Source organism: Alicyclobacillus hesperidum, assembly GCF_900107035.1.
In the GTDB taxonomy this organism is placed as follows: Bacteria; Bacillota; Bacilli; order Alicyclobacillales; family Alicyclobacillaceae; genus Alicyclobacillus; species Alicyclobacillus hesperidum.
In genome coordinates this window covers 223136-244631 of record NZ_FNOJ01000002.1, presented here as the reverse complement: position 1 = coordinate 244631, position 21496 = coordinate 223136, and the positions used below count along the sequence as shown (strand labels likewise).

The following is a 21496-nucleotide window of genomic DNA, read 5'->3' as shown; positions in this document are numbered from 1 at the left end:
CCGGGAATGGCAATGCAACCGGGAATGGCAATGCAGCCGGGAATGGCAATGCGACTCTTCTAAATTGATTTGGATCCATGAAGGAGCTGCTTTCGACATGAAAAGGATCGTAAAGTTTGGCAGTAACTTGATCACGGTCGTACTCGGAATATTCCTTGTACTCACCATGTACGCTGCCGTTTCGACAAGGCTTAGTAACAATGGGGCTCCGAGAATGTTTGGCCTCGAATGGTATGAGGTTCTTTCTGGATCCATGGAACCTGGCATTCATGTCGGCTCCATTATCTTCGATAAACCACATGTTGATGTCAATCAACTTAAGGTTGGCGATGTGATCACGTTTAAGGCTCCCGAAAACGAGTTTCCTGGCTATAGTGCAGACCATGGTCAATTGATTATCACCCATAGAATTCACGCAATCGTCCACAAGGATGGTCAGTTGGAGTTCCAAACGAAGGGAGATGCAAACAACGCTCCCGACCCGAATTTGGTTCCAGCCTCGAATGTCGTTGCCCAATACGACAATATCACAATCCCTTATCTAGGGTATTACCTAAACTTTGTGAAAACAAAGCTTGGCATTGGCTTACTGATTATTCTTCCTGGTGCGTTATTGATTATCAGTACGTTGGTCAGCTTGTTCAAGGAGATTCTCAGGCTCCAAGGTCCCAAGAAGTCAGATGCCAATCCTGAATCATCTTCGGAAGGCATGCAGGTGTAACGCATTCACATTGGTTTGAACCCATCTTTGCCGTGAACCTGTGGGGTGAAGGGCGTACAGGGTGGTTCAAATATATACCCTAAGATTTAGGGAACAAAATTCTGGGAGGAATATCTCAATGGGTCTGAAAACGAAATTGGCAATGGCGATGGCGACTTCGGCAGCAGGGGCTGCGATGATTGCAGGCGGATCGTTTGCAATGTTCACAGCGCAAGCAAGCAACACCGGTAACACGTTCACGGCAGGTAATTTGAATCTTAACCTGAGCAAATGGCAAACAGCACAATCCACATCGTTGAGCTTTACGCAAATGGCACCTGGAGATCAAGGCCAGGACTCATTTACGGTTAGCAACACAGGAAACCTGGATGAGTACGTTGGTTTGAGCACCGTGGAGCAGGCGAATGGAAGTGCACCTAATATTTTTGTAAACCAAACGGCATCCGATAATGCTGGCTCGACCGATAACAATCCGTTGACGTTGACGGTGAGTGTGTATAGTGGAACAACCACGTCGGGTTCGGCTTTGGCGCAGTACACCGTACCGGTCGGTGGTGACACGGGCAATACACCCGCTATCTCGTGGAAGTTGCCGGCGAATCAGACCGATACCGTGGTTGTCTCTTACAACTTCCCGAAGGCGGCAGGTAATGATTACCAAGGTGCGTCGGGTGTTGCAACCTTTAATCTGCAAGCCGTTCAAGTGAAGAACAACAGCACGAATTCAAACAACTCGACAACGCCTGATTCTTGGTCGTAACCTGACGCATTCGTGAAAGCATGAATGAACAGGCCAGGGGTGTACGCATGTTCGACCCTTGGCCTGTTCTTGCAACGGTGATTCCCATTCATTTGTAATCGAGTTAGAGGAGAGATTCGATGAACGTTAAAGTCAAGCTGGCCGCAGCCTCAGCAGCAGGGCTGTTGTCCATGACAGGACTTGTGGGCTACGGGACATATGCGATGTTTAACGCCCATGCCGCCAAAACCGGTAATACATTTACGGCTGGTACGCTTCAAATTACGCCAGAACGAGATGACGTTCCACAGATGGGGCCGATGTTTTATTCGAGTTCCAACACTTTCATGTCAGGTGTGATACCTACGGGCGTGTGGGCGCCTGGAGATCAAAATACGCGCGGGTTGTTTCTTGAAAACAATGGGAGTCTTGCAGGTCAACTCACCACGCTCACAGCAACACCAGCCGATCCGAATGGCAATCCACTGAGTTCAACATCTGCAGACACGGTAGACTATAAGCATGATCTTCTCTTTGCCAACCAAGCAAATGTGATTATATGGAAGGTTGTAGCGGTCAATCCATCCGGGATTCAACCACTATTTGATCCAGACGATTTTGCACCAGGGGGGAATGCAACAAACATAGAAGAAGCCGTGGATTGCATCAATCAGTTGTATCAGGCATGGTTAAGATTGAACCCGACTGCGAGCCTTGGTATGACACAGAGTGCATTCCAAAGTTTACTCACGTATGTGAATCATGGTCTGCTGCAAGATATCAACGACATTTCAGCAGTCCGAAACGGGCAACGGGTCACGGCCGATTCCGTACAAGTGCAACAGATTATCAGTGAACCACTCATCAATCTGGTCAACGGACCTGTGAGTGTGAGTTCCATTCCGAATTTCAGTGATGTGATCAATCCAGGTTCCTCTTCTTTGCTGGCTTTCACGGTTCAGTTTGACAAGGAGCCGCCCCAGGGCGTGGATCCCAACTCAATGCAGGGGTTGTCTGCATATTTTAACTTTGGTACCAGTTGGTCTCAGTATCGAAACAATCACTGACGATGTCTCGCCCGTGCAGACGCCATCACATCTAGGGGGGTGCGGTGGTGGCGTCTGTGGATGTGGTACAAAACATGGTTGAATCGTGGCATGGTTTATCACAAGCGAACGATGTCAGTGGTGGAGTTTTATCCATCCCCTTTGAGAAAGTTCACTCCAACGTCTCACCTTTGGATTCACGCCAGACAAAAGCCAAGATGAGTATGAGCACGGAAGCGATCGCGACGGAATACGTCATAGCCGCAGCAAGTCCGCCTACCGAGGATGCTAGCGAAGAGACGATGAGTGGGACGATGGCACCGCCAAGCGCTGCACCGATATGATAGGTTGTTCCTTGACCCGTCGATCGCACTTGCGTGGAACAGTGTTCTGCTAAGTATGTCGGGATGACAGACCACACGCCACCAATGGAGAAAAAGCCGACAAGAAACGTGAATACATCGCGATCGGCCTGATTGGCAATATGCAAGAAGACAAACGAGCTAGCGGCGGTTCCAACGGCAGATACGACCAGCGTCCACCGCCGCCCGATGTAGTCCGAGATCCAGCCGCCCAAAAGATTGCCGAGGATACCGGCCACGTTCAGGATGATAATGGTGTTGGCGACGACGGATGTCGAAAAGTGCCCGTCTTCTTTGAGCAGGGTTGCATAGAAGGTGTTAATGGGGTAGGTGACACTGAATGCGATGATAGCGATCAGCGTCGCATGGATGGTGTTCCAGCGTCGGCCCTTTCCAAATAGAGCTGTCGCGGGTGCGCGCTTGCCACGTTTAACTCGCATCGTTTGCCACCGCGTTGACTCAGGCAGAGCCCGCCCAATATAGATGGCGACAAGGACGGCAGGGATGCAGGCGATGAAGAATAAATCATGCCAGCCAAGATCGTTGTACCAGAGACGGTAGAGGATGGCCGCAAAAATATAACCAAATGAGAAACCGGATTGCATGAGCCCAGAAGCCAGGCCACGCCACTTGGCTGGCATCATTTCCATCAACATAGGTGTCCCATTCGCATACATGGCACCCATGCCGAGGCCATAGAGAATGCGTACCACAAACAATAGTGAGAATCCAATCGAAAAACCTGTCAAACATTCGAACACACTGAACCAAACAATGGATATGATAAGGCTGATTTTCCGACCTTTGGCGTCACCCAGTATTCCACCAAGAAACCCGCCGCCCAGTCGAGCGAATGTCGTTGCTGACGAGACTGCGGCGGCAAGTGTTAGTGGGACGCGATAGTCGTGAATGATATCGATGAGGACAAAGGTCAAAATGGAGAAATCCATAGCATCAAATGCCCATACGAACGCAATTGAAATAAGCGCTTTCAGATACGGAGTGCGCGTTTGGTCCGCTGGTTCCAGCGTTGCACTATGCTCCATGCCTATCACCTCTGCTAAGAATGAATACGTAATATTCCCATTCATGCACTATTATATTTAGGAGGTAGGCATTCCAGACTTGTTCCATGAACAAGCGTCTTGGAAACTCGCTGTGCGTGTGCGAAGTCGTGTGAATGTGAGGTCAAAGAGAGGCGTGAGAGGCGATGACTGCAGATTGGAAGGCCCTGCAGGCTGTGTTAGGTGTGGACAAGGTAAGCTGGGGCGAGAGCATCAGGCGTAGCCATGCGCGAGACGAATCCTATCATCCAGAGCATTTGCCAGACGTTGTCGTCTTCGCAGAATCGCTTGCGGATATCTGTCAAACGGTTGAATTTGCAAAGCAAAATCAGGTTCCCATTGTACCGTTTGGGGCTGGCTCTGGATTGGAGGGCCATGTTATTCCTGTCCATGGCGGCATTTCACTCGATGTTACGCGAATGAATCGCATTCTTGAGATACGTCCGAACGATTTCCTGGTCTGCGTGGAACCAGGTGTTACGCGGCAGGCGCTCAATGATGCCTTGCGTCCATACGCACTGTTCTTCCCGGTCGATCCGGGGGCCAATGCAACCATTGGCGGAATGGCAGCGACAAATGCGAGCGGCACAACCGCCGTGCGCTATGGCGCGATGAAGGATAATGTTCGATCCATCGAGGTCGTCTTGGCCGATGGGCGCGTGATCCAAACGGGATCGCTCGCGGCAAAGTCGAGTTCGGGCTATCATCTAACCGAATTGTTTGTGGGTTCAGAAGGAACCTTGGGCATCTTCAGCAAGCTTTGGTTGCGGCTCTATGGCATTCCTGAGCGGACGGTGGCGGCTGCTGCAGAATTTTCGACTGTCCAGAAAGCGGTTCAGGCGGTCTGTACCTTGCTTGGCGCTGGACTCCTTCTAACGCGATGTGAATTGGTCAGCCGACAGTATATGGAAGTTATCAACAAGCAGCTAGGTACGCAATATGCAGAAACACCGACATTGTTCCTTGAACTCTCTGGCTCTGAAGCCAGCGTACAAGCGGATACGGAGTTGGTGAAGGCAATCCTCCGCGACGAGGGATGTGCGCAGTTTCGAGCCGTTCAGTCAGAGGAGGATCGGCGTCAGTTGTGGACGGCCCGGCACAACGCGGCCTATGCGCTGATGCGCTCATACCCCGGTCTGTTTCACATGAGCACCGACGTTTGTGTTCCGATTTCACAGTTACCAGAGGCCATCGCGATCGCGGAGACTTGGATGGAGCGCTTGCAAATTCGCGGCGGGATCATCGGGCATGTGGGAGACGGCAACTTCCACGTTGGCGTCATGGTAGATACCGACGATTCGGAGGATTTGCGGCGGGCCGAAGAATTTTCGCACCATGTGGTGGAGTTTGCTCTGTCGGTCGGCGGTACTTGTACAGGCGAACATGGTGTAGGCCTTGGCAAGCGCGCGTACCAAGAGGCGGAGCATGGGCCGGCTCTTGCGATTATGCAGAATATCAAGCGCATGCTCGATCCTTTGGGCATTTTTAATCCTGGCAAACTTGTCGATTAGCAAGACTGACTCTGAACGAGTGGCAAAAGGATTGCGTACACAAGGGTTGCGTCAGGCGAACAAGGGTTATTTTATACGCCCGCCGTGTCTCATGTAGACCGCGTCTGACGCAACCGTTATGGCAAATAAGCATTGTCTGCTCCCTTGAACACGCGTTGCCCATGGAGCGGCGGGAAGCGCGACAAGATCAGGTTACTTTGTCGGCTATTCACCTAAGGGTACCGTGCTGGGGGCAGTGTGCAACCAATCGTACGGGAGTTCGACTTCAGCTATGGTCCCACGCGGATCGTTCTTTCTAAACGTCAAGGCTCCGTGATGATCCTGAACGATTTTCTTCGTAACCATCAGGCCCAGGCCTGTTCCCTTCTCCTTTGTGGATATAAACGGTTGTCCCAGGCGCTGCAATAAGTGCTCAGGGATGCCTGTTCCTTCATCTGTTAGACGAACCACGATACGACGAGCACGTGGATCATCCAGGCCTTCGATGCGGACGGTGCCGCCATCTGGCATGGCCTCAATCGCGTTTTTCAGCAAGTTGATGAAAACCTGCTTCAGTTGATGCGGGTCACAATGAATGCGTGGCAATGTGTCAGGCACAACGAATTGAATCGACACGTTGTTCTTCCGCGCATTACCGGTCATTAGCGTGATGACGCCTTGTAGCACGTCGTGAATGTGTACATAGCCATGTTGTGCCTCATGTGGCTTTGCCAGCGTGAGTAGCTCCCCGACGATACTGTCGATCCTGTCCAATTCATCCATGATCATGTTTAGCTGATCCAGGCTGTCTGGGTATTTGCTACGCAACGATTCCATTGCCCATTTGATTCCTGCCAGTGGATTTCGTATTTCATGCGCAATGCCAGAGGCAAGTTGACCGATGGCTGCGATGGTTTCGGATCTGCGCAAGGCTTCCTCTGCCTGGTGCCGCCGGGTGACGTCTCTGCCAATCAGAATGAGTCCGCTGCGTTGGCCATCGCTGTGAAAGACGGGCGCTTTCGTGACTTCAAACGTCATGGGCACTCCGTTGGCTTGTTCAAGCAAAATCTCTTCGCGCACAGAGCGAGCTAGTTCCCACACACTCTCATTCGTTGCGTTAAACTTGTGGAGCCACGTAGAACGAACCGAATCTTGTTTGACGATCTCGTCTGTTTGCAAGCCTTGGTAGGTATCCTTGTTCAGTTGGAATAAATCGATGGCTGCCGCGTTCGCCAGCAACCAACGTCCGGTACCGTCTTGAAAGATGACCACGTCTGGCATGGTCTTGATGAGTACGTCTATTTTCTCTTCCTCAAGTTTTCGGGCTGTGATGTCGTTGCGGAAGGACACATACTGATATGGTTTTCCTGACTCATTGAGTAAGGGAACGATGATGGTGTCCATCCAATAAAATGAGCCGTCTTTCGCTCGATTCTTAACCTCTCCAGTCCAAATGCGTCCATTTGCGATGGTTCTCCACATATCTCTAAAGAATTCCTTTGAGTGATAACCGGAGTTAATAATTCGGTGATTTTGGCCGAGCAATTCTTCGCGGCTGTATTTGGAGATCTCACAGAACTTTGTGTTGGCAAACGTAATGTCGCCGCGAACATCTGTGATGGCTACAATTAAGGCCTTGTCGAGTGCAGTGTTCAGGTCGGTCAATCGTTTCACAATCAACTCCAGTGACTGCAGAGACTCTTTCAGCATGACCTCACCCCCATGCGTAACCGAGCTTTATCTGTAAAATGAGTTGGATTGATTTCAGACATCCTCAAACACTATAACACGACATATATTGCAGTCCCACCCACTTGAACTATATGGTATAGTCCATCCGGACTAGATGACGGGTCGGTTAAGACTACGGGTGTTTCTACGAAGATGGCTCATTCTTGTCTACGCAGATGGCTAACTCGCGCGTAATGTGATCTTGCAGGGAGTTTTCGCTTGACTACTCATGGAAACCTAGACATACACGGATTTTAATGATTTGGAGGGACCAGTCAATGAGGAGAACTGCGTGGGTTGCCGCTGCTCTTCTTGTTATGGGTGTTGCGGGGTGTGGCACAGCTGGGCCGGCGAGCCCAAATGCACCTGCCGTTTCGAATTCAGGGTCGACAACGAATACGACAACCAAACTGAGCATGCAAACTGTTGCCTTAACGGTATTGCCCGGTTCACGCTTGGGTGCAGATGGAAAGCTGCATGATACGGTTACGAATCCCAATTTTACGGTCGTAAAGGGCGTGCCGGTCAAGTTGAGTGTATACAATTACAGTGCCAATCAATACACACTTGTGAATACCATGCTTGGATTGCGACTACACATTGCGGCGGCACCGAGGCAAGGCGTTCCTGTGATTTCCACTATTACCTTTACGCCAACAACGGAGGGGGCTTTTTCATGGCGGTGTACAGCCTCGGTTGATGGCCACCTCGATCGCTGGGCATTGAATCACCAAGGGTTTATGGAAGGGATTATGCACGTGGTGCCCTATCAGAACAAACAATATATTTATCTTGCCATTAAGGACGGGCTTCACTATGCGGCCGCGGATGGCAAGTTGCACGATTCCTATTCGCCCGCAGATTTTACTGTGCAAAAGGGCATTCCCGTACAGGTAACTGTCGAGAATTTCGATACAGGTAGCCACAGTCTGACCGATCCCGGCCTTGGTATTAACGAGGTATTCACGGGCGCAAGCGGGGCGGGCACACCCTCCGAAACGACGTTCACATTTACGCCAAACAAGACCGGTACGTTTCCGTGGAGTTGTATCATTGCATGTGATACCGGAGCTGGTGGATGGGCCATGATGCATAATGGGTATATGATGGGGGATATTTCCGTGACATCATGATAGGCCGCTGGTGGAATTTAGCGAACGATTGTGAGGTGTATGTGGATGTCAGAGCGGACAGACCCGATTCGCGTGTTACTTGTCGACGATCACGAGCTATTCCGCCAAGGTGTAAGTGCAATCCTTGGGGGGGTTCCTGAAATTGAGGTTGTAGGTCAGGCTGAAAACGGCCAGGTAGCACTCGAGTTGTGCGCGACCCAGCAGCCCGACGTCGTATTAATGGATATTAACATGCCTGTTTGTAGTGGCCTTGAAGCTACGCGTATGATTAAGGAGAAATTTCCACATATCAGAATTCTGATCTTAACGGTATCAAGTGCGGAGGAATCACTGTTCGATGCAATTAAGAGTGGCGCGTCTGGATATGTATTGAAAAATGCGAGTCCTGTGGCAGTCATCGAAAGTATCCAGCGCGTATACGCAGGCGAGCCAGTCATACCGAGCGACTTGGCCATGCATATTATTACCGAGTTCTCATCGCCACAGAAAGCGCAGGTGAAACCGGAAGTAGATGCTTTAACGGAGCGTGAACTTGAGGTGTTGCGCAAACTGAGTACAGGCGCCACCAACCGCGAGATCGCAAAAGCCTTATATATTAGTGAGAATACGGTGCGCAATCATGTGCGGAGCATTCTCGAAAAGTTGCATCTAAGCAATCGCGTACAAGCCGCTGCGTATGCGCTGCGGGAAGGGTACACGAGCGAAGAAAGACCCGAATAAAAGGTACAGGGTTAATGGGTGAATTTTTTGCAGGTGTGGCGGCTACTCTTTGAGTAGGCGCCTATTTATGGCGACTATTTCTTTTCCATTTCTTCAAACAACTTTTCCAATCTAGAAAGTTCATTCATGGCCTCATCGACAGAATGGTGGTTTTGTTCATCTCGAATTGGGAAAAGCAAAAACCGTACCGCCGCCAACGAGGTTCGAATGTCGTTGGATACGTGCCAAGGCATGACTTGATCGCGGTGAGTCATGGCAGTCTGCCCCCTTTTCTGCAGGACGTTTTGTTCCTGACGATGCTTAAAACCCAGACGGGCCACAAGCAGATAGCCGACGAATTCGAAGAGCGCCGTTGTCAGCGTCGCGTTGAACTCATGTCCTGTTTTGACGCTTAAGATGGTTAGAACCACGGAGACGAATAAAGATAGTGTCGCCCCTAAAGTAAACGCAATAGCGCCGACACCTATAATGGCGATCGCGAAGCTCAAGTGATGCGTAACTATTCCCCACACACAAAGGCTTAACACGACAACGGCTGTCGCGAGATTGGTGTGGCTATCGATGGTGTGTACGACGGCACGGTCCGTTTTGGCGAGCCAAAACTGTATAGCATGCAATGAATGACTCCATTTCACGAGAACCACCGACTTTCCCGTAGGCGCTGTATCGCTGATTGGAACGAAATCTACTCTAAATTGAAATTGGCTTCCCCCACTATAGCAAGACTGCTTGCAAACCGCACGACCCTTTTGTACTAGTTACGTCAGCGCATCTGCCAATTGCATACAGCCTAAAGGGGCTACTCCCACTGTGGGGAGTAGCCCTGGTTTGCTTCCATCTTCTCTTCAACGGTTGCGAAAAAAGTCTCTGTTGATGGCAATCCACGGTTGTTCCTCATCCGGCACGCTGTCTTCCTGAAAAATGGCCGAGACAGGACACACGGGTTCACAGGCGCCACAGTCAATGCAAACGTCCGGGTCAATCAAGTAGGTTTCACCGGCGTCATGGATGGCATCGACCGGACAGGCTTCGACACAATCTGCAGCTTTTTCACCAATGCACGGCGATGTAATGACAAATGCCAATGATCTTCCTCCTTTCGCTTCAGGAAGCCATCACAGCTTACGACGCTTCATCGCGAGCTTCTGTGAGATCTGTCACGATTTGAGATATGGAGCACCTGGGCCCAGTCGTTTCTTCGTTAGGCACATCGCACTAGTCCAAACGGATCACGTTCCTATGGAAGAAAAGGATGAATGGAATTAGTTCGCTTATGCCTTCAGGCAACGGTGTACCGGGGGTAAGCTGGAGCCGTCCCCTCGCTAAGGGGCGTGTAGAAGGCAAACGAGAACAGTTTGTGAACACCATCTCGCGGCGCTGTCAGGGTGTGATATTTCGCACACATGTCGAAACGCGTCGGGTGCTACCCTTCAGGCGTCGAGGGAAACTAGGAGGCTGTAAGACTCTACTTGCCGATTCCAGGTAACGAGAATCAGCCTCGGACACGAAGGAGTGAACAGATTGAAAACGGGGCACAGTCCACGCCGAGCAAAAAGCCTCACATTTTTAAGTGCGGCCCTGTTGGTGCTCTTTGCGACTGGCTGCGGCCGTCAGTACATGGTGCTTGATCCGGCCGGGCCTGTGGGGCGAGAAGAGTTGCATCTTATTGTGATGTCTGCGATCCTCGTGGGCATTGTCATTATCCCAGTTCTCATCCTGCTATTCTACATTGTTTGGCGGTACCGTGATAAGCCGGGAAACACCGCACCGTATACGCCGAAATGGTCAGAGAGTAAAGGGCTTGAGGTCGTGTGGTGGGGAATTCCAATCGTTATTGTAGGGGTTCTTGGCGCATTTACCGCTAAAACGACCTTCGCTCTGACCAAGCCGCCTGCTGAGTCAGCGGATGTCACACCCATCACCATTCAGGTGACATCACTTGATTGGAAATGGTTGTTCCAGTATCCCGGGCAGGGTATCGCAACCGTGAATTACGCCGAAATTCCAACAGGTGTACCGATTCAATTTGAGTTGACATCTGATGCACCTATGAATTCATTCTGGGTTCCGCAACTAGGTGGGCAAGAGTACACGATGCCGGGCATGGCGATGCGCCTCTGGCTCGAGGCCGATAAGGCTGGAACCTATTATGGGCATGGCGCCAACTTTACCGGAGCTGGTTTTGCTCACATGGACTTCAACGTGATTGCAACATCGGATAGCAACTTTGAAGCTTGGGTGAAACAGGTCAAAGCAAGTTCTCCGGCTTTGACGAAAGCTGGCTACGCTCAGCTCAAAGAGCCGAGCGTGATTGGAACAAAGTCGTATAGCTCGTTCCCACCAGGATTGTTTAACGGCACGATTTGGGCGGATGGTGGGCAGTATATGCCGAACATGATGAACCAGACTGGTTCTCCGCTCAAAGCAGGGATCCATACAAACTCTACGGGAGTCGGCTCGGGCGACAGTATGTCAGGTATGAGCAATATGACCAACATGAGCGCGATGTCCGCTACAGGCACGAGCTCTTCACAGAAGTGAGCGGAAGGGAGTGTGGCAGATGCCATCAGGTTTTATGCAGTTTGCTGACAAATATCTGATGTGGAAAGAGGGCCCGATGATTTGGGGCTCCGACGTAGCGATTCTGCTGGTTTCCATCGGGATCGTGTTCGTCTTGACGTATTTTCACAAGTGGAAATGGTTGTGGCGAGAGTGGATCACGACGGTCGACCATAAAAAGATCGGTATTATGTACCTGATTTGTGCATTGTTGATGCTGTTCCGTGGTGGTGCAGATGCCGAACTGTTGCGTACACAGTTGGCCATACCCAACAATCACTTTTTGTCCGCCGAACACTACGATCAGATTTTTACGACCCACGGCACCATCATGATTCTATTTATGGCCATGCCGTTTATCTTTGCGCTTTTTAACATTGTCGTGCCACTGCAGATTGGCGCGCGCGATGTGGCGTTCCCATACTTGAATGCTATCTCGTTCTGGTTGTTCTTCTTTGCTGCCATGCTTTTCAACCTGAGTTTTGTTTTCGGTGGTTCGCCGGACGCAAGTTGGGTCAGTTATCCTCCTTTGTCGGAACTAGGGTTTGATCCAGGGCCGGGCGAAAACTATTACTTGCTTGCCTTGCAGATCACGGGTATCGGCAGTATTGCGACCGGAATCAACTTCCTGGCGACGATTTTTAAGATGCGTGCACCTGGCATGAAGTTGATGCACATGCCTCTCTTTACGTGGTCAACCGTAGCAGCTTGCGTCGTCATCATCTTTGCGTTTCCGGCTTTGGCGATTGCGATTGCCTTGTTGACACTTGACCGCATCTTCGGCACGCACTTCTTTACCATCCTGCATGGTGGGAATCCGATGATGTTCGTCAACTTGTTCTGGGTCTGGGGACATCCGGAAGTCTATATCGTCGTGTTGCCGGCGTTTGGCGTGTATTCCGAGGTTGTGGCAACGTTCGCACGTAAACGGATTTTTGGCTACAGCTCTATGGTGGCATCGCTCATGCTGATCAGTGTCATCAGTTACTTTGTCTGGGCCCACCACTTCTTTACGATGGGCGCTGGTGCCGATGTCAATACCTTTTTCGCAGTCGCGTCGATGCTCGTGGGTATACCGACGGGTGTCAAAGTGTTTAACTGGCTATTCACCATGTATCGTGGTCGGATACGCATGACTTTGCCCATGTTGTGGACGATTGCCTTCGTACCGTGCTTCGCGATTGGCGGGGCGACAGGGATCATGCTTGCCGCAGCACCAGCTGACTACCAATATCACAACAGCTACTTCCTCATCGCACACTTCCACCAGGTATTGATTGGTGGTGTCGTCTTTGGAATGTTGGCTGGCATGTACTATTGGTGGCCAAAGATGTTCGGATTCAAACTGGACGAAAGGCTCGGTCGTTGGGCGTTCTGGTTCTTCAACATCGGTTTCTACGTTTGCTTTATGCCACAATACGCACTTGGTTTCATGGGTATGCAGCGGCGCATGTATACCTATCCGGCGGACATGGGATGGAACACGCTGAACCTGATTTCGACGATTGGCGCGTACATCATGGCTATTGGTTTTGTATTCATCGTGATTCAGGTCCTTTACAGCGTGAAGTACGGCGAGCGGGACTTGACTGGCGATCCGTGGGATGGCCGTACGCTTGAGTGGTCACTTCCGTCGCCGGCTCCACATTACAACTTTGCCGTCATCCCGACCGTTACGAGCCGTGACGTCTGGTGGGAGCTCAAGGAACAGGGTAGAACCGATGAACTCAAACCAAAGGCAGAGGACATCAAGCCGATTCACATGCCGAAAAATTCAGCGCGTCCGTTCTTCATGGGTCTTGCTTTCTTCGTAGCAGGTTTCGGATTTGTCTTTGACTCAATGTGGTTAGGGTTCCTTGGGCTTGCGGGCGTGGTCGCCTGCTTGATTGCCCGCGCGTTGGAATACAACGACGATTATCACATTCCAGTGCACGAAGTCGTTGAAACAGAAGCTACACTCGGGAGGTTGGGATGATGGCAATGCCAGATGCAATCTACGGCGGTCATTCCGGGGTTACGTCGAGTGACAAGCCTCTGGAGTACAGAGATCCAAACCAGTCTGTCAAAATTCTTGGTTTCTGGTTGTTTCTCGCGACCGACATGCTGTTGTTTGGTTGCTTATTTGCGACCTATTTGGTGGTTCGCACACACACGGACGGTGGGCCAACGGCCCGGTCTATCTTTGATATTCCAGGGTTTACTCTTGAGACCTTTTTCCTTTTGACAAGTAGCTTTACTGGCGGACTGTCGACACTCGCGATGCGTAATGGAAACAAAAAGGCTCTGGTTTCCTGGTTTGCTGTTACCATCGCCCTTGGTCTCGCCTTTATCGGATTGGAGGTCCACGAATTCATCGGCGACGTTGCTTCCGGTGCAACGTGGGAGCGAAGTGCATTTTTGTCCGCCTTTTTCACCTTGGTTGGGACGCACGGCAGCCACGTCACCGTAGGGCTCGTGTGGATGTTCTTGACGCTTTTGCAGGTCGCAAAAAGGGGTATTACACCGATTACAGCGCGCAAGGTATTCGTGGTGAATCTGTACTGGCACTTTCTTGATGTGGTTTGGGTGTTCATTTTTACGGTCGTCTATTTGTCAGGGAGGGTGATGTAACATGGCGGTGCACGGCGGCGTCACCCGGGAGCCGGGGCACAAAAAGCACAAAGCCACTCAGTATATTGTCGGCTATCTCAGTTCCTTGATTCTCACAGCTATAGCGTTTGGCCTGGCACTCACGCATACCATGCGCGTTGGACCATTGATTGTCGTTCTCACGATCTTGGCCGGACTTCAAATTGTCGTTCAGTTGTACTTCTTCATGCACATTACAGAGGGAGACGGCCCGCCGTTTCACGCGTTGTTTTTAATCTTAGGGCTCATTTTCACATTCGCGATCGCGTTGATGTCAGTCTGGATTATGGGCTTTCCAGCATTCATGGCGCAAGTTTCGTAACAGGACACCATATGGGGAAACTGGTGCGCGAAAGCGGCTGGTTTCCTCAAAACAACAGAGGGCTTACCAATTGAATGGAAAGGTGGGGAGGTTATGAGTATCTCCCATGCAAATCAAGCTTCAAAAATGGATGTATCCAAGGTAGCCCGTGCGGTCAGCGTTGCAAAGGCCTATCTAACGTTGACCAAACCACGTATTGCCGTACTTCTGCTATTCACTGCTTTTGCCGCAATGATCGTGGCTGGACACGGTGTCCCGTCAGTGTCTAAGGCCATCCTTGGACTCTTGGGGTTAGGTTTGTCTGCTGGCGGGGCAGCCGCCATCAATATGTGGTACGACCGCGATATCGATGCCATCATGACGCGCACATCGAAACGACCGCTCCCAGCCGGTATGATGACTCCGCGCAAGGCACTGATATTTGGATTGGGTTTGGGCGTTCTATCCATACTACTACTCGCGCTTACCGTGAACTGGATTTCTGCAGCTTTGGCAGGAGCGGGCTATGTATACTACGCCGTTATATATACCATGCTTCTTAAGCGGCGCACACCGCAGAATATCGTGATCGGCGGGGGGGCAGGGGCTTTCCCACCGTTGGCTGGCTGGGCTGTGATCACGGGACACTTGAGTGCAATGGCGTGGCTCATGTTTGCAGTGATCCTTCTGTGGACACCTTCCCATTTCTGGGGTCTGGCGCTGTACAAGAACGAGGATTATACGCGGGCAGGTGTGCCGATGATGCCTGTTATCAAAGGCGCACGCTCGACAAAGTTTCAGATGGTGGCGTATGCAGTTGCATTGTTCGCGGCGTCATTGGCTTTAACCCCCGTGATGCACGCGAAGTTGCTTTATCTTGTAGCGGCGAGTGTACTGGGGCTTGCTTTCCTTTGTGTCAACGTGCGCCTACTTGCCGAACCTGATACAAAATGCGCATGGGCTAAGCGCACTTTCTTTGCTTCGCTCTTATATCTTCCGGCAATCTTCACAATCATGGCCATTTGTGCACTTGTGTAATGTCATAAACACCTTGTAAAAACGTTTCCGTTCGAGTGACGTGAAGGACGTGATCGCCTATGGAAACAGAGCATCGGCGCAGTGCAAAAAATTCGCCGCGGAAGCACTCTAGGATATACTGGATGTCCGTGATTACACTCGTCCTTATCTTTATCGTGAATACACTTGGTTTTACGGATACCATTACGGGCTCTGCGATGGGGTGTGGACGCAACTGGCCTTTGTGCAATGGGCAGATCATTCCCTCTGTTTGGACCCGTGCCACGTTTATCGAGTACTTTCATCGGTTGAGCGTGCTCTTGGGTGGAGGGGTACTGATTGGCTTTACCGTGGCTGCATGGCGTTCATATCGACAGATTGTGAGCGTGCGCATTCTACTTGGCCTTGCATTGCTTGGTGTCGTATTGGAAGGGGCACTGGGTGCTCTTGCCGTATTGTTTGTCAATCCGCCCGCCGTGATGGCAGCGCATATGGGCATCGCCTTGATCACGTTCGTCGCCATGGTCTTGATTACAGGCGTCATCGGTCAGGCAGATTGCAGACGTTTCGACTCAACGGGCGTCGCGGGTGGCAGGTGGATGGACCGAAACCAGCAGGAAAGCGAACGCTGGGCGAGAACCTTCTCTCGGCTTGTTTGGTGGTCCGTCCCTTACGGGTACGGAGCCATTTACGTCGGGGCTTATGTTGCAAGCACGGGATATGGATCTTTCTTCCATGGATTCCCGATCCCGACGGAATCCTTTGCAGTTGCGGGGGCAGCGCTATGGATTGACATTTTGCATCGTTCGATCGCGCTGGGTTATGTCATTTGGATGGCAGTGTTAGTCTATCAGTCATGGCGCCATCGACATTCGCATCGACGACAGTGGAATTTAAGCTGTGCGGCCTTTGTGCTTGTCTGTTTGCAAGCCTTTTTCGGGTGGCTTCTCATCGAGACGCACCTCTCGGAGATTGCATTTTTATTGCATGTGACGAACGTCTCTTTGCTATTTGCAACGCAGTGTTATCTGGGCTGGACGATGCTACAAGAGCGCCATCTACGGCGACATCAAGACCGTGGAGCCTTGATTCGGATCAGTTAGGGTCAGATTATAGGATATTTGGACTCTTGGCTTTGGCCATACTGCATCATCAGGAGGGATGCTTTGGTGTCGATGTCTGCGGAACTCTTAAGGCAGATTTCACTGTTTAAGGACTTGACAGCGGAAGAGTTGGCACACGTCTATCAACTTACGGTTGAGCACCACTATCAACGGGGCGATTACGTTTTCATGGAAGGGCAAGAGCGGGAAGCTGTCTATTTTATTCGCCGTGGTTTGATTAAGACGTTCAAGGTAGACGACGAAGGACGAGAGCATATCATCAATATTCTTGGCCGTGGCAGTATGTTCCCGCATGTCGGTTTTTTTCAAGACACCCCGTATCCCGCCACCGCAGAGGCGATGGAGTCAAGTATTCTCTTGTCCATTCGTTGCCGCCCATTCGATCAGTTATTGACGGAAAAGCCCGAAATTGCACGCAAAGTGATGCGAGTGATGGGTGAGCGAATTCTCTTGCTACAGTCCAAGCTGCAGGAATTGGCATCCTACGATTCACATGATCGCGTGATCGCACTGCTTCGACACTTCGCCGAAGAATATGGGGAGCCGCATGCAGACGGGATTCATGTAAAGCTGCCCATCACGCACGGAGAAATGGCGAACATGATTGGCATGACACGCGAGTCGGTCAATCGCATATGGAACCAGTTGCGACGCGAAGGTGTGCTCAGCGGCCAGCGGGATGAATGGATATTCAACATCGAAAGATTGTAACGAAGGGCTGCATGGCGGGAGATGAATGGTCGACACATGAAAGCCTACACGGAGAGTCCTACCGGTAGATTGTCGAGGGTATTTGTGGGCCTAGCTTTTGCGAACTTCCTTGTCGGTGCCAGTCTAGGGGGATGGATGGCTGTTCAGCCGCTATCGTGGGCGCGAATTGGGATGATTCATGCCGAAATCAACCCGTTTGGATGGCTTACCATGCTCATCTACGGGATGACGTACGCAGTGCTCGCGATATCTGCAGGCCTTCGCCCGCCCAAAGCCTGGGTGGGGTGGATCCACGTGGCATGTGCCGAACTGGCGATCGCGCTGACGGTTTGCGGAGTACTCTATGGCTGGAGATTGGGCCTTGTGCTAGGTCTCACGTTGCAATGTGTGGCGCCAGTCATTTTTCTTGCAAATATTCTACTGTCAGTCGCTGCGCGCGAGCGGTTACGTAGTATGTCGGAGCGAGTCGACAAGGGAGAGCAGTATACAAGCCTTACACCTGTGCTGGCTTCGTTGAGCCGTTCACCACAATTTCAGGGCACGGATCGCATTGGGCAAAGAGGAACAGACATTTCGCTGATGCTCTTCTTGGTAGGGACAGGATGGATGATTGGATCCGTCATTCGCAGCCCTAGTACCACAATGCCTACCACACCGGCAAGCGAATTCTTGGTGTACTATGGTTGGATTGGTGGTGCCATTTTCGCTGTATCGCTTCATCTTTTTCCGCGCTTTATGAAAGTTCGTTTGGGTGGAAGGCTCGCCAATAGCTTGCAGCACATTTGGGTTGCCGCTATCGTTTGTGGCGTGGCAGGTGAATTCTTTGACGAGGTCATTTCACACATCGCAAGTCGCATCCTAGGAGCTGTCATTGTCATATACGGAGCTATGTATCTGCTTGCATCTCTCGTATGCAAACCAACAATGACAGGTGTGTACCCGCCGAGAGCGAGCCGCATCGCTTGGATAGCTGCCTGGACATTCTGCGTGACACTTGGAGTTGCGTTGATCTGTGGCGTAAACCCCTTTTCTTTATTGGCGTTGCATCTTCTATTTCTTGGTTTTGCTACGAATCTTGTGTATGGCATTGGCTATATGCTCTTTCCTCATCTCTTGCGCCGGCAACCGCCTGGGCATGTCATCTCTTTGGCCCAAATCAGCTGTTCCATTCTGGGTTCTTTGCTGATGGTGGTGGCCTTTGGCGGGTTACAATTTGGGTTTCCAGGTCATACGTTTCCGCTTCTCGCCGCCGGTGGCTCTTTGGCATGGGGTGGCGCCTTAGGTTTCATCTTAATCTGGGTGTTTGCCCTTGTGCGGAGCCAGAAGGCATGAGTCACAGATGGTCGTCCGGTCTTTTGCCGCCGATTGTCAGTACATGGCGTAGGGACAAGAACAAAAGCATGCTTCCACCGGTCATCGCGAGATCGCTTACCCAAGAGGCCAAGCTAACCATGCTACCCTTCCCCACCGTGAGCGCGATGGCGCCGACGATCGTGCCCCCAAAATAGAATAGCATACTGGTCAGGGCCGTTCGCCGCGGCACCATATCATCGATGAGAGGCGCAGTCTTCCTTTCTGGGCGTTTGCTGAATCGATATTCAAACCACAGAAAGGGGACGATTTTCTGCATATATGCGTACATGAGAGCCACGAGTCCGCCAAAGCCGAAAACGTAGATGGAGACAAACAGCAGTGAATGTAAGGAAACAAGGGTTGACATCGCAATGCCCAGTTCACCCACGATACACAATGCCATTGCAGCCAGGGCTTCATATATGGGGAAGGCAATTCTTCTTTTTTTCCGCACGATGACGATCCGAAGCATATCGCGTGTATAACATATCAAGCCAATAAGCAGAGCCGCTGTACCGACGTCTCTCAACACGTATGCTGTGTTTCCTACTGAATACCAAGTTGAGACAATCCAGAGCAACACGCCACTGTAATAGAATGAGGCGGTGCCAGCTAGGGACACCCGACAACCATGGCTAATGACGAACATCGGTACCAACTTGTATGACAAGACCATCACGAGACCGCCCCAAAATGCTAAACCACCGAGTATGATATGTGTCAACAAAACACCCGGAAATACCTTGTTTGGAAAGGTCGCCTGGAACAGGCCGAGCAGCATGACGAACCATAAGACCGATACAGGGAGACTTAGGATTCGGTGCACGAGCGTCTTGTTACGTGCCCGAACATAATGATGACCGATGAAGGCGAAGTATAAGGTAGTGTTTGCGAATAGAACAGCTCCACCTACTGCGACAATGGTAAAGCTTGAGGTGATAAATCCAGCCGTCATGGAAGCAACCGAAGCCACATGTATAGGGAGATGCCAGCACAGAACATGGCGCGGTATGGGTGGAGCCTGAAAGGCAATGGGTATTACCTGAAACAGGACACCAAATGCAACGGTGAGCATAGAACCTAGTATGAACAAGTGGATGGCAGCGAGCGACAAGGGGAATATCACCTCGCCGCGCCGCCAGTCTGGCAATAGGACACCGAGTGAAGCCAAGCTGGGCCAACCCAGACACAGACCTGTGAGGAGGTAGTACACCGTAGCTGAAAGACGCTTTTTTGTCGGGATTGCATCACGCATTCCGTATCGGACTCCTTGTTTTTACTCATCAAGTGTCACATCTTCATCGCGCGTAGCCGCCAGTGCCCAGGTTCCACTTCTATAGTCACGACATTTAATCCCATGCCTTGAATGGCTGAAATAAGCGGCCCAGGTCGATGCGGCGTGTGGATTTCACATAGTGTCCCGACGGGGGCCTCATCTACCATCTGAAGAATTTCATGTCTAGGATGAAATCCCTTGCGAATGGCTTCACGCGCATCTATGCTCAAGACTGCACCGCTGCGATGCACCACCAGTTGTTCAGCAATATCCATGCAATTCTTCCTTTCCTCACTATTGTTCCTTTTTCGTCACGATGCGCCGTCGTGTACGAATCCCGCAGCTACGGCACAGTGTGATTTAGAATCAAGCGTTGTGTATTCGCGCCGAGCGACGTGGTTTCGGCAGTATTTGCGCATCTCGAACCGAGCGCTGCGGCTGCCATGTCGACGTATCGTTTTCATCGAATTGATCCAGGTATTCAATGACCATTCGAGTGATCGCACTCGGGGTTGAGGCTCCTGATGTCACAGCAACGGTTCGCACACCACGCAACCAGTCAGGCCGGATCTGTGTCACGTCGGAGACGAGATGCGCAGGGATTTGAGCAATTTCCTTGGCCACCTGCGCTAAGCGATTTGAGTTGTTGCTGCGCGTATCACCAACAACGATGCATAGGTCTGCCTGACCTGCGAGATCGGCAACAGCTTGTTGGCGCAGTTGTGTAGCCATGCAGATTTCGTTATACACTTCGGCCGTCGGAAAGCGACGCTTGACTTGCTCTATCAGTAGTGCCGTATCCCACTGGCTTAGAGTCGTTTGATTGGTCACCGCAATGTTTTCCGAGTCGATGTGCAGTGCTTCCAAATCAGCCGGCGTTTCAATGAGATGTACATGTTTGGGGTCGATCCCTACTGCCCCTTCTGGCTCTGGGTGGCCTTTGCAGCCGATATAAATCACTTCATATCCGTTTGCGAGGCGATCCCGAATCAACTCATGCGTACGTTCTACGTCGGGGCATGTGGCATCAATCACGTGTAAGCCCCGTTCCGCTGCACGTTTGCGAACCTGTGGCGAAACGCCATGAGCGGTAAAAATCACAGTACCACTCGTTACCTCATCCAGAAGTTGCGCACGCGTTCCACCGTCCAGGGTTATGACGCCCTCACGATCAAAGGCATCCACGACATGGCGGTTGTGAACGATCATCCCTACGATGTAAATTGGGCGAGGTAGCGAGGAATTGTCGATAGCGGTTTGGACAATGTTCATAGCCCCGACAACCCCGTGGCAATACCCTCGTGGTGTAATGCGAATGACGCGCATCGTGTTCGCCCCCCTTTTCATTTGCTGCGTATTCAGAATGACAGAAGTCCACACAGCGGGATGTGTGCCGGATCACATAGAGGGTTCGTGACTTGGGTCACAGGCCGGGAAAGGGAGGCAGGCTAACATGGTAGAAGGGGGGATGTTATGCCGCACCGACTTAAGAGTTCGAGGCTTTGGGCGGTCATGAGTATT

Annotated in this window: 21 protein-coding genes; 14 read left to right on the top strand and 7 right to left on the bottom strand. The window is 51.3% G+C overall.

The window, feature by feature from the left end:
• From BLU70_RS02370 to BLU70_RS02360, 3 genes are all read left to right on the top strand, one after another.
• Positions 1-721, top strand: a 721-nt coding sequence (locus BLU70_RS02370; RefSeq protein ID WP_244885084.1) for a signal peptidase I, incomplete at its 5' end; no start/stop codon positions are given.
• 118 nt (positions 722-839) lie between these two features.
• On the top strand, positions 840-1481 hold the full coding sequence (locus BLU70_RS02365; protein WP_074691602.1) for a TasA family protein: 642 nt from the start codon (positions 840-842) through the stop codon (positions 1479-1481).
• A 119-nt stretch (positions 1482-1600) separates the two neighbouring features.
• Positions 1601-2527, top strand: coding sequence for a TasA family protein (locus tag BLU70_RS02360; RefSeq protein WP_074691600.1), 927 nt, complete (start codon positions 1601-1603; stop codon positions 2525-2527).
• Between the two features lie 151 nt (positions 2528-2678).
• On the opposite strand, the gene BLU70_RS02355 is transcribed toward BLU70_RS02360, so the two are convergent.
• Entirely contained in the window at positions 2679-3914 is a 1236-nt protein-coding gene (locus tag BLU70_RS02355) for an MFS transporter (RefSeq protein ID WP_074691598.1), read from the bottom strand.
• A gap of 164 nt (positions 3915-4078) precedes the next feature.
• Between BLU70_RS02355 and BLU70_RS02350 the strand changes: the two genes are divergently transcribed.
• Positions 4079-5443 (top strand): FAD-binding oxidoreductase, encoded by a 1365-nt coding sequence (locus BLU70_RS02350; RefSeq protein ID WP_074691596.1) that lies wholly within the window; start codon positions 4079-4081, stop codon positions 5441-5443.
• A gap of 204 nt (positions 5444-5647) precedes the next feature.
• On the opposite strand, the gene BLU70_RS02345 is transcribed toward BLU70_RS02350, so the two are convergent.
• On the bottom strand, positions 5648-7132 hold the full coding sequence (locus tag BLU70_RS02345; RefSeq protein WP_074691594.1) for a PAS domain S-box protein: 1485 nt from the start codon (positions 7130-7132) through the stop codon (positions 5648-5650).
• 299 nt (positions 7133-7431) lie between these two features.
• On the opposite strand from BLU70_RS02345, the gene BLU70_RS02340 reads away from it, so the two are divergent.
• Both BLU70_RS02340 and BLU70_RS02335 read left to right on the top strand, forming a co-directional pair.
• Positions 7432-8286, top strand: coding sequence for a cupredoxin domain-containing protein (locus BLU70_RS02340; RefSeq protein ID WP_143027462.1), 855 nt, complete (start codon positions 7432-7434; stop codon positions 8284-8286).
• Positions 8287-8331: 45 nt separating this feature from the next.
• The gene (locus BLU70_RS02335) at positions 8332-9006 is read left to right on the top strand and encodes a response regulator (RefSeq protein WP_074691590.1); all 675 of its coding nucleotides are present in this window, start codon (positions 8332-8334) and stop codon (positions 9004-9006) included.
• Positions 9007-9080: 74 nt separating this feature from the next.
• Here BLU70_RS02335 and BLU70_RS02330 read toward each other — a convergent pair whose 3' ends face one another.
• Positions 9081-9623, bottom strand: a complete 543-nt coding sequence (locus tag BLU70_RS02330; RefSeq protein WP_074691588.1) for a hypothetical protein — start codon at positions 9621-9623, stop codon at positions 9081-9083.
• A 228-nt stretch (positions 9624-9851) separates the two neighbouring features.
• Positions 9852-10091 (bottom strand): indolepyruvate ferredoxin oxidoreductase subunit alpha, encoded by a 240-nt coding sequence (locus BLU70_RS02325; RefSeq protein WP_040290884.1) that lies wholly within the window; start codon positions 10089-10091, stop codon positions 9852-9854.
• 427 nt (positions 10092-10518) lie between these two features.
• Here BLU70_RS02325 and BLU70_RS02320 point away from each other — a divergent pair, with 427 nt between their 5' ends.
• From BLU70_RS02320 to BLU70_RS02285, 8 genes are all read left to right on the top strand, one after another.
• Complete coding sequence (locus BLU70_RS02320) at positions 10519-11547, top strand: ubiquinol oxidase subunit II (protein ID WP_006448227.1); 1029 nt, start codon at positions 10519-10521, stop codon at positions 11545-11547.
• A gap of 19 nt (positions 11548-11566) precedes the next feature.
• Positions 11567-13540, top strand: a complete 1974-nt coding sequence (gene qoxB / locus BLU70_RS02315) for a cytochrome aa3 quinol oxidase subunit I (RefSeq protein ID WP_040290885.1) — start codon at positions 11567-11569, stop codon at positions 13538-13540.
• Positions 13537-14175, top strand: a complete 639-nt coding sequence (locus tag BLU70_RS02310) for a cytochrome (ubi)quinol oxidase subunit III (RefSeq protein WP_074691586.1) — start codon at positions 13537-13539, stop codon at positions 14173-14175. The genes qoxB and BLU70_RS02310 overlap by 4 nt, the downstream gene beginning before the upstream one ends.
• A gap of 1 nt (position 14176) precedes the next feature.
• A complete protein-coding gene (locus tag BLU70_RS02305; protein WP_006448232.1) occupies positions 14177-14515 on the top strand; it encodes a cytochrome o ubiquinol oxidase subunit IV in 339 nt (112 codons plus the stop codon).
• Between the two features lie 93 nt (positions 14516-14608).
• Positions 14609-15532, top strand: coding sequence for a heme o synthase (locus BLU70_RS02300; protein WP_074691584.1), 924 nt, complete (start codon positions 14609-14611; stop codon positions 15530-15532).
• 122 nt (positions 15533-15654) lie between these two features.
• Positions 15655-16614 carry a COX15/CtaA family protein gene (locus tag BLU70_RS02295; RefSeq protein ID WP_074691582.1) on the top strand — a complete coding sequence of 320 codons (960 nt, stop codon included), beginning with the start codon at positions 15655-15657 and terminating at the stop codon, positions 16612-16614.
• Positions 16615-16686: 72 nt separating this feature from the next.
• Positions 16687-17346 (top strand): Crp/Fnr family transcriptional regulator, encoded by a 660-nt coding sequence (locus BLU70_RS02290; protein WP_074691652.1) that lies wholly within the window; start codon positions 16687-16689, stop codon positions 17344-17346.
• 135 nt (positions 17347-17481) lie between these two features.
• Positions 17482-18678 (top strand): hypothetical protein, encoded by a 1197-nt coding sequence (locus tag BLU70_RS02285; RefSeq protein ID WP_074691580.1) that lies wholly within the window; start codon positions 17482-17484, stop codon positions 18676-18678.
• Between the two features lies 1 nt (position 18679).
• Here the strand turns inward: BLU70_RS02285 and BLU70_RS02280 are convergent, their stop codons facing one another.
• The 3 genes from BLU70_RS02280 to BLU70_RS02270 all read right to left on the bottom strand — a co-directional run bounded on the left by BLU70_RS02280 (position 18680) and on the right by BLU70_RS02270 (position 21301).
• Positions 18680-19954 carry a hypothetical protein gene (locus BLU70_RS02280; RefSeq protein WP_074691578.1) on the bottom strand — a complete coding sequence of 425 codons (1275 nt, stop codon included), beginning with the start codon at positions 19952-19954 and terminating at the stop codon, positions 18680-18682.
• A gap of 35 nt (positions 19955-19989) precedes the next feature.
• Positions 19990-20250 (bottom strand): DUF2249 domain-containing protein, encoded by a 261-nt coding sequence (locus BLU70_RS02275; RefSeq protein ID WP_006448238.1) that lies wholly within the window; start codon positions 20248-20250, stop codon positions 19990-19992.
• Positions 20251-20341: 91 nt separating this feature from the next.
• Positions 20342-21301 (bottom strand): 4-hydroxy-3-methylbut-2-enyl diphosphate reductase, encoded by a 960-nt coding sequence (locus BLU70_RS02270; RefSeq protein WP_040290890.1) that lies wholly within the window; start codon positions 21299-21301, stop codon positions 20342-20344.
• Between the last annotated feature and the right edge of the window lie 195 nt (positions 21302-21496).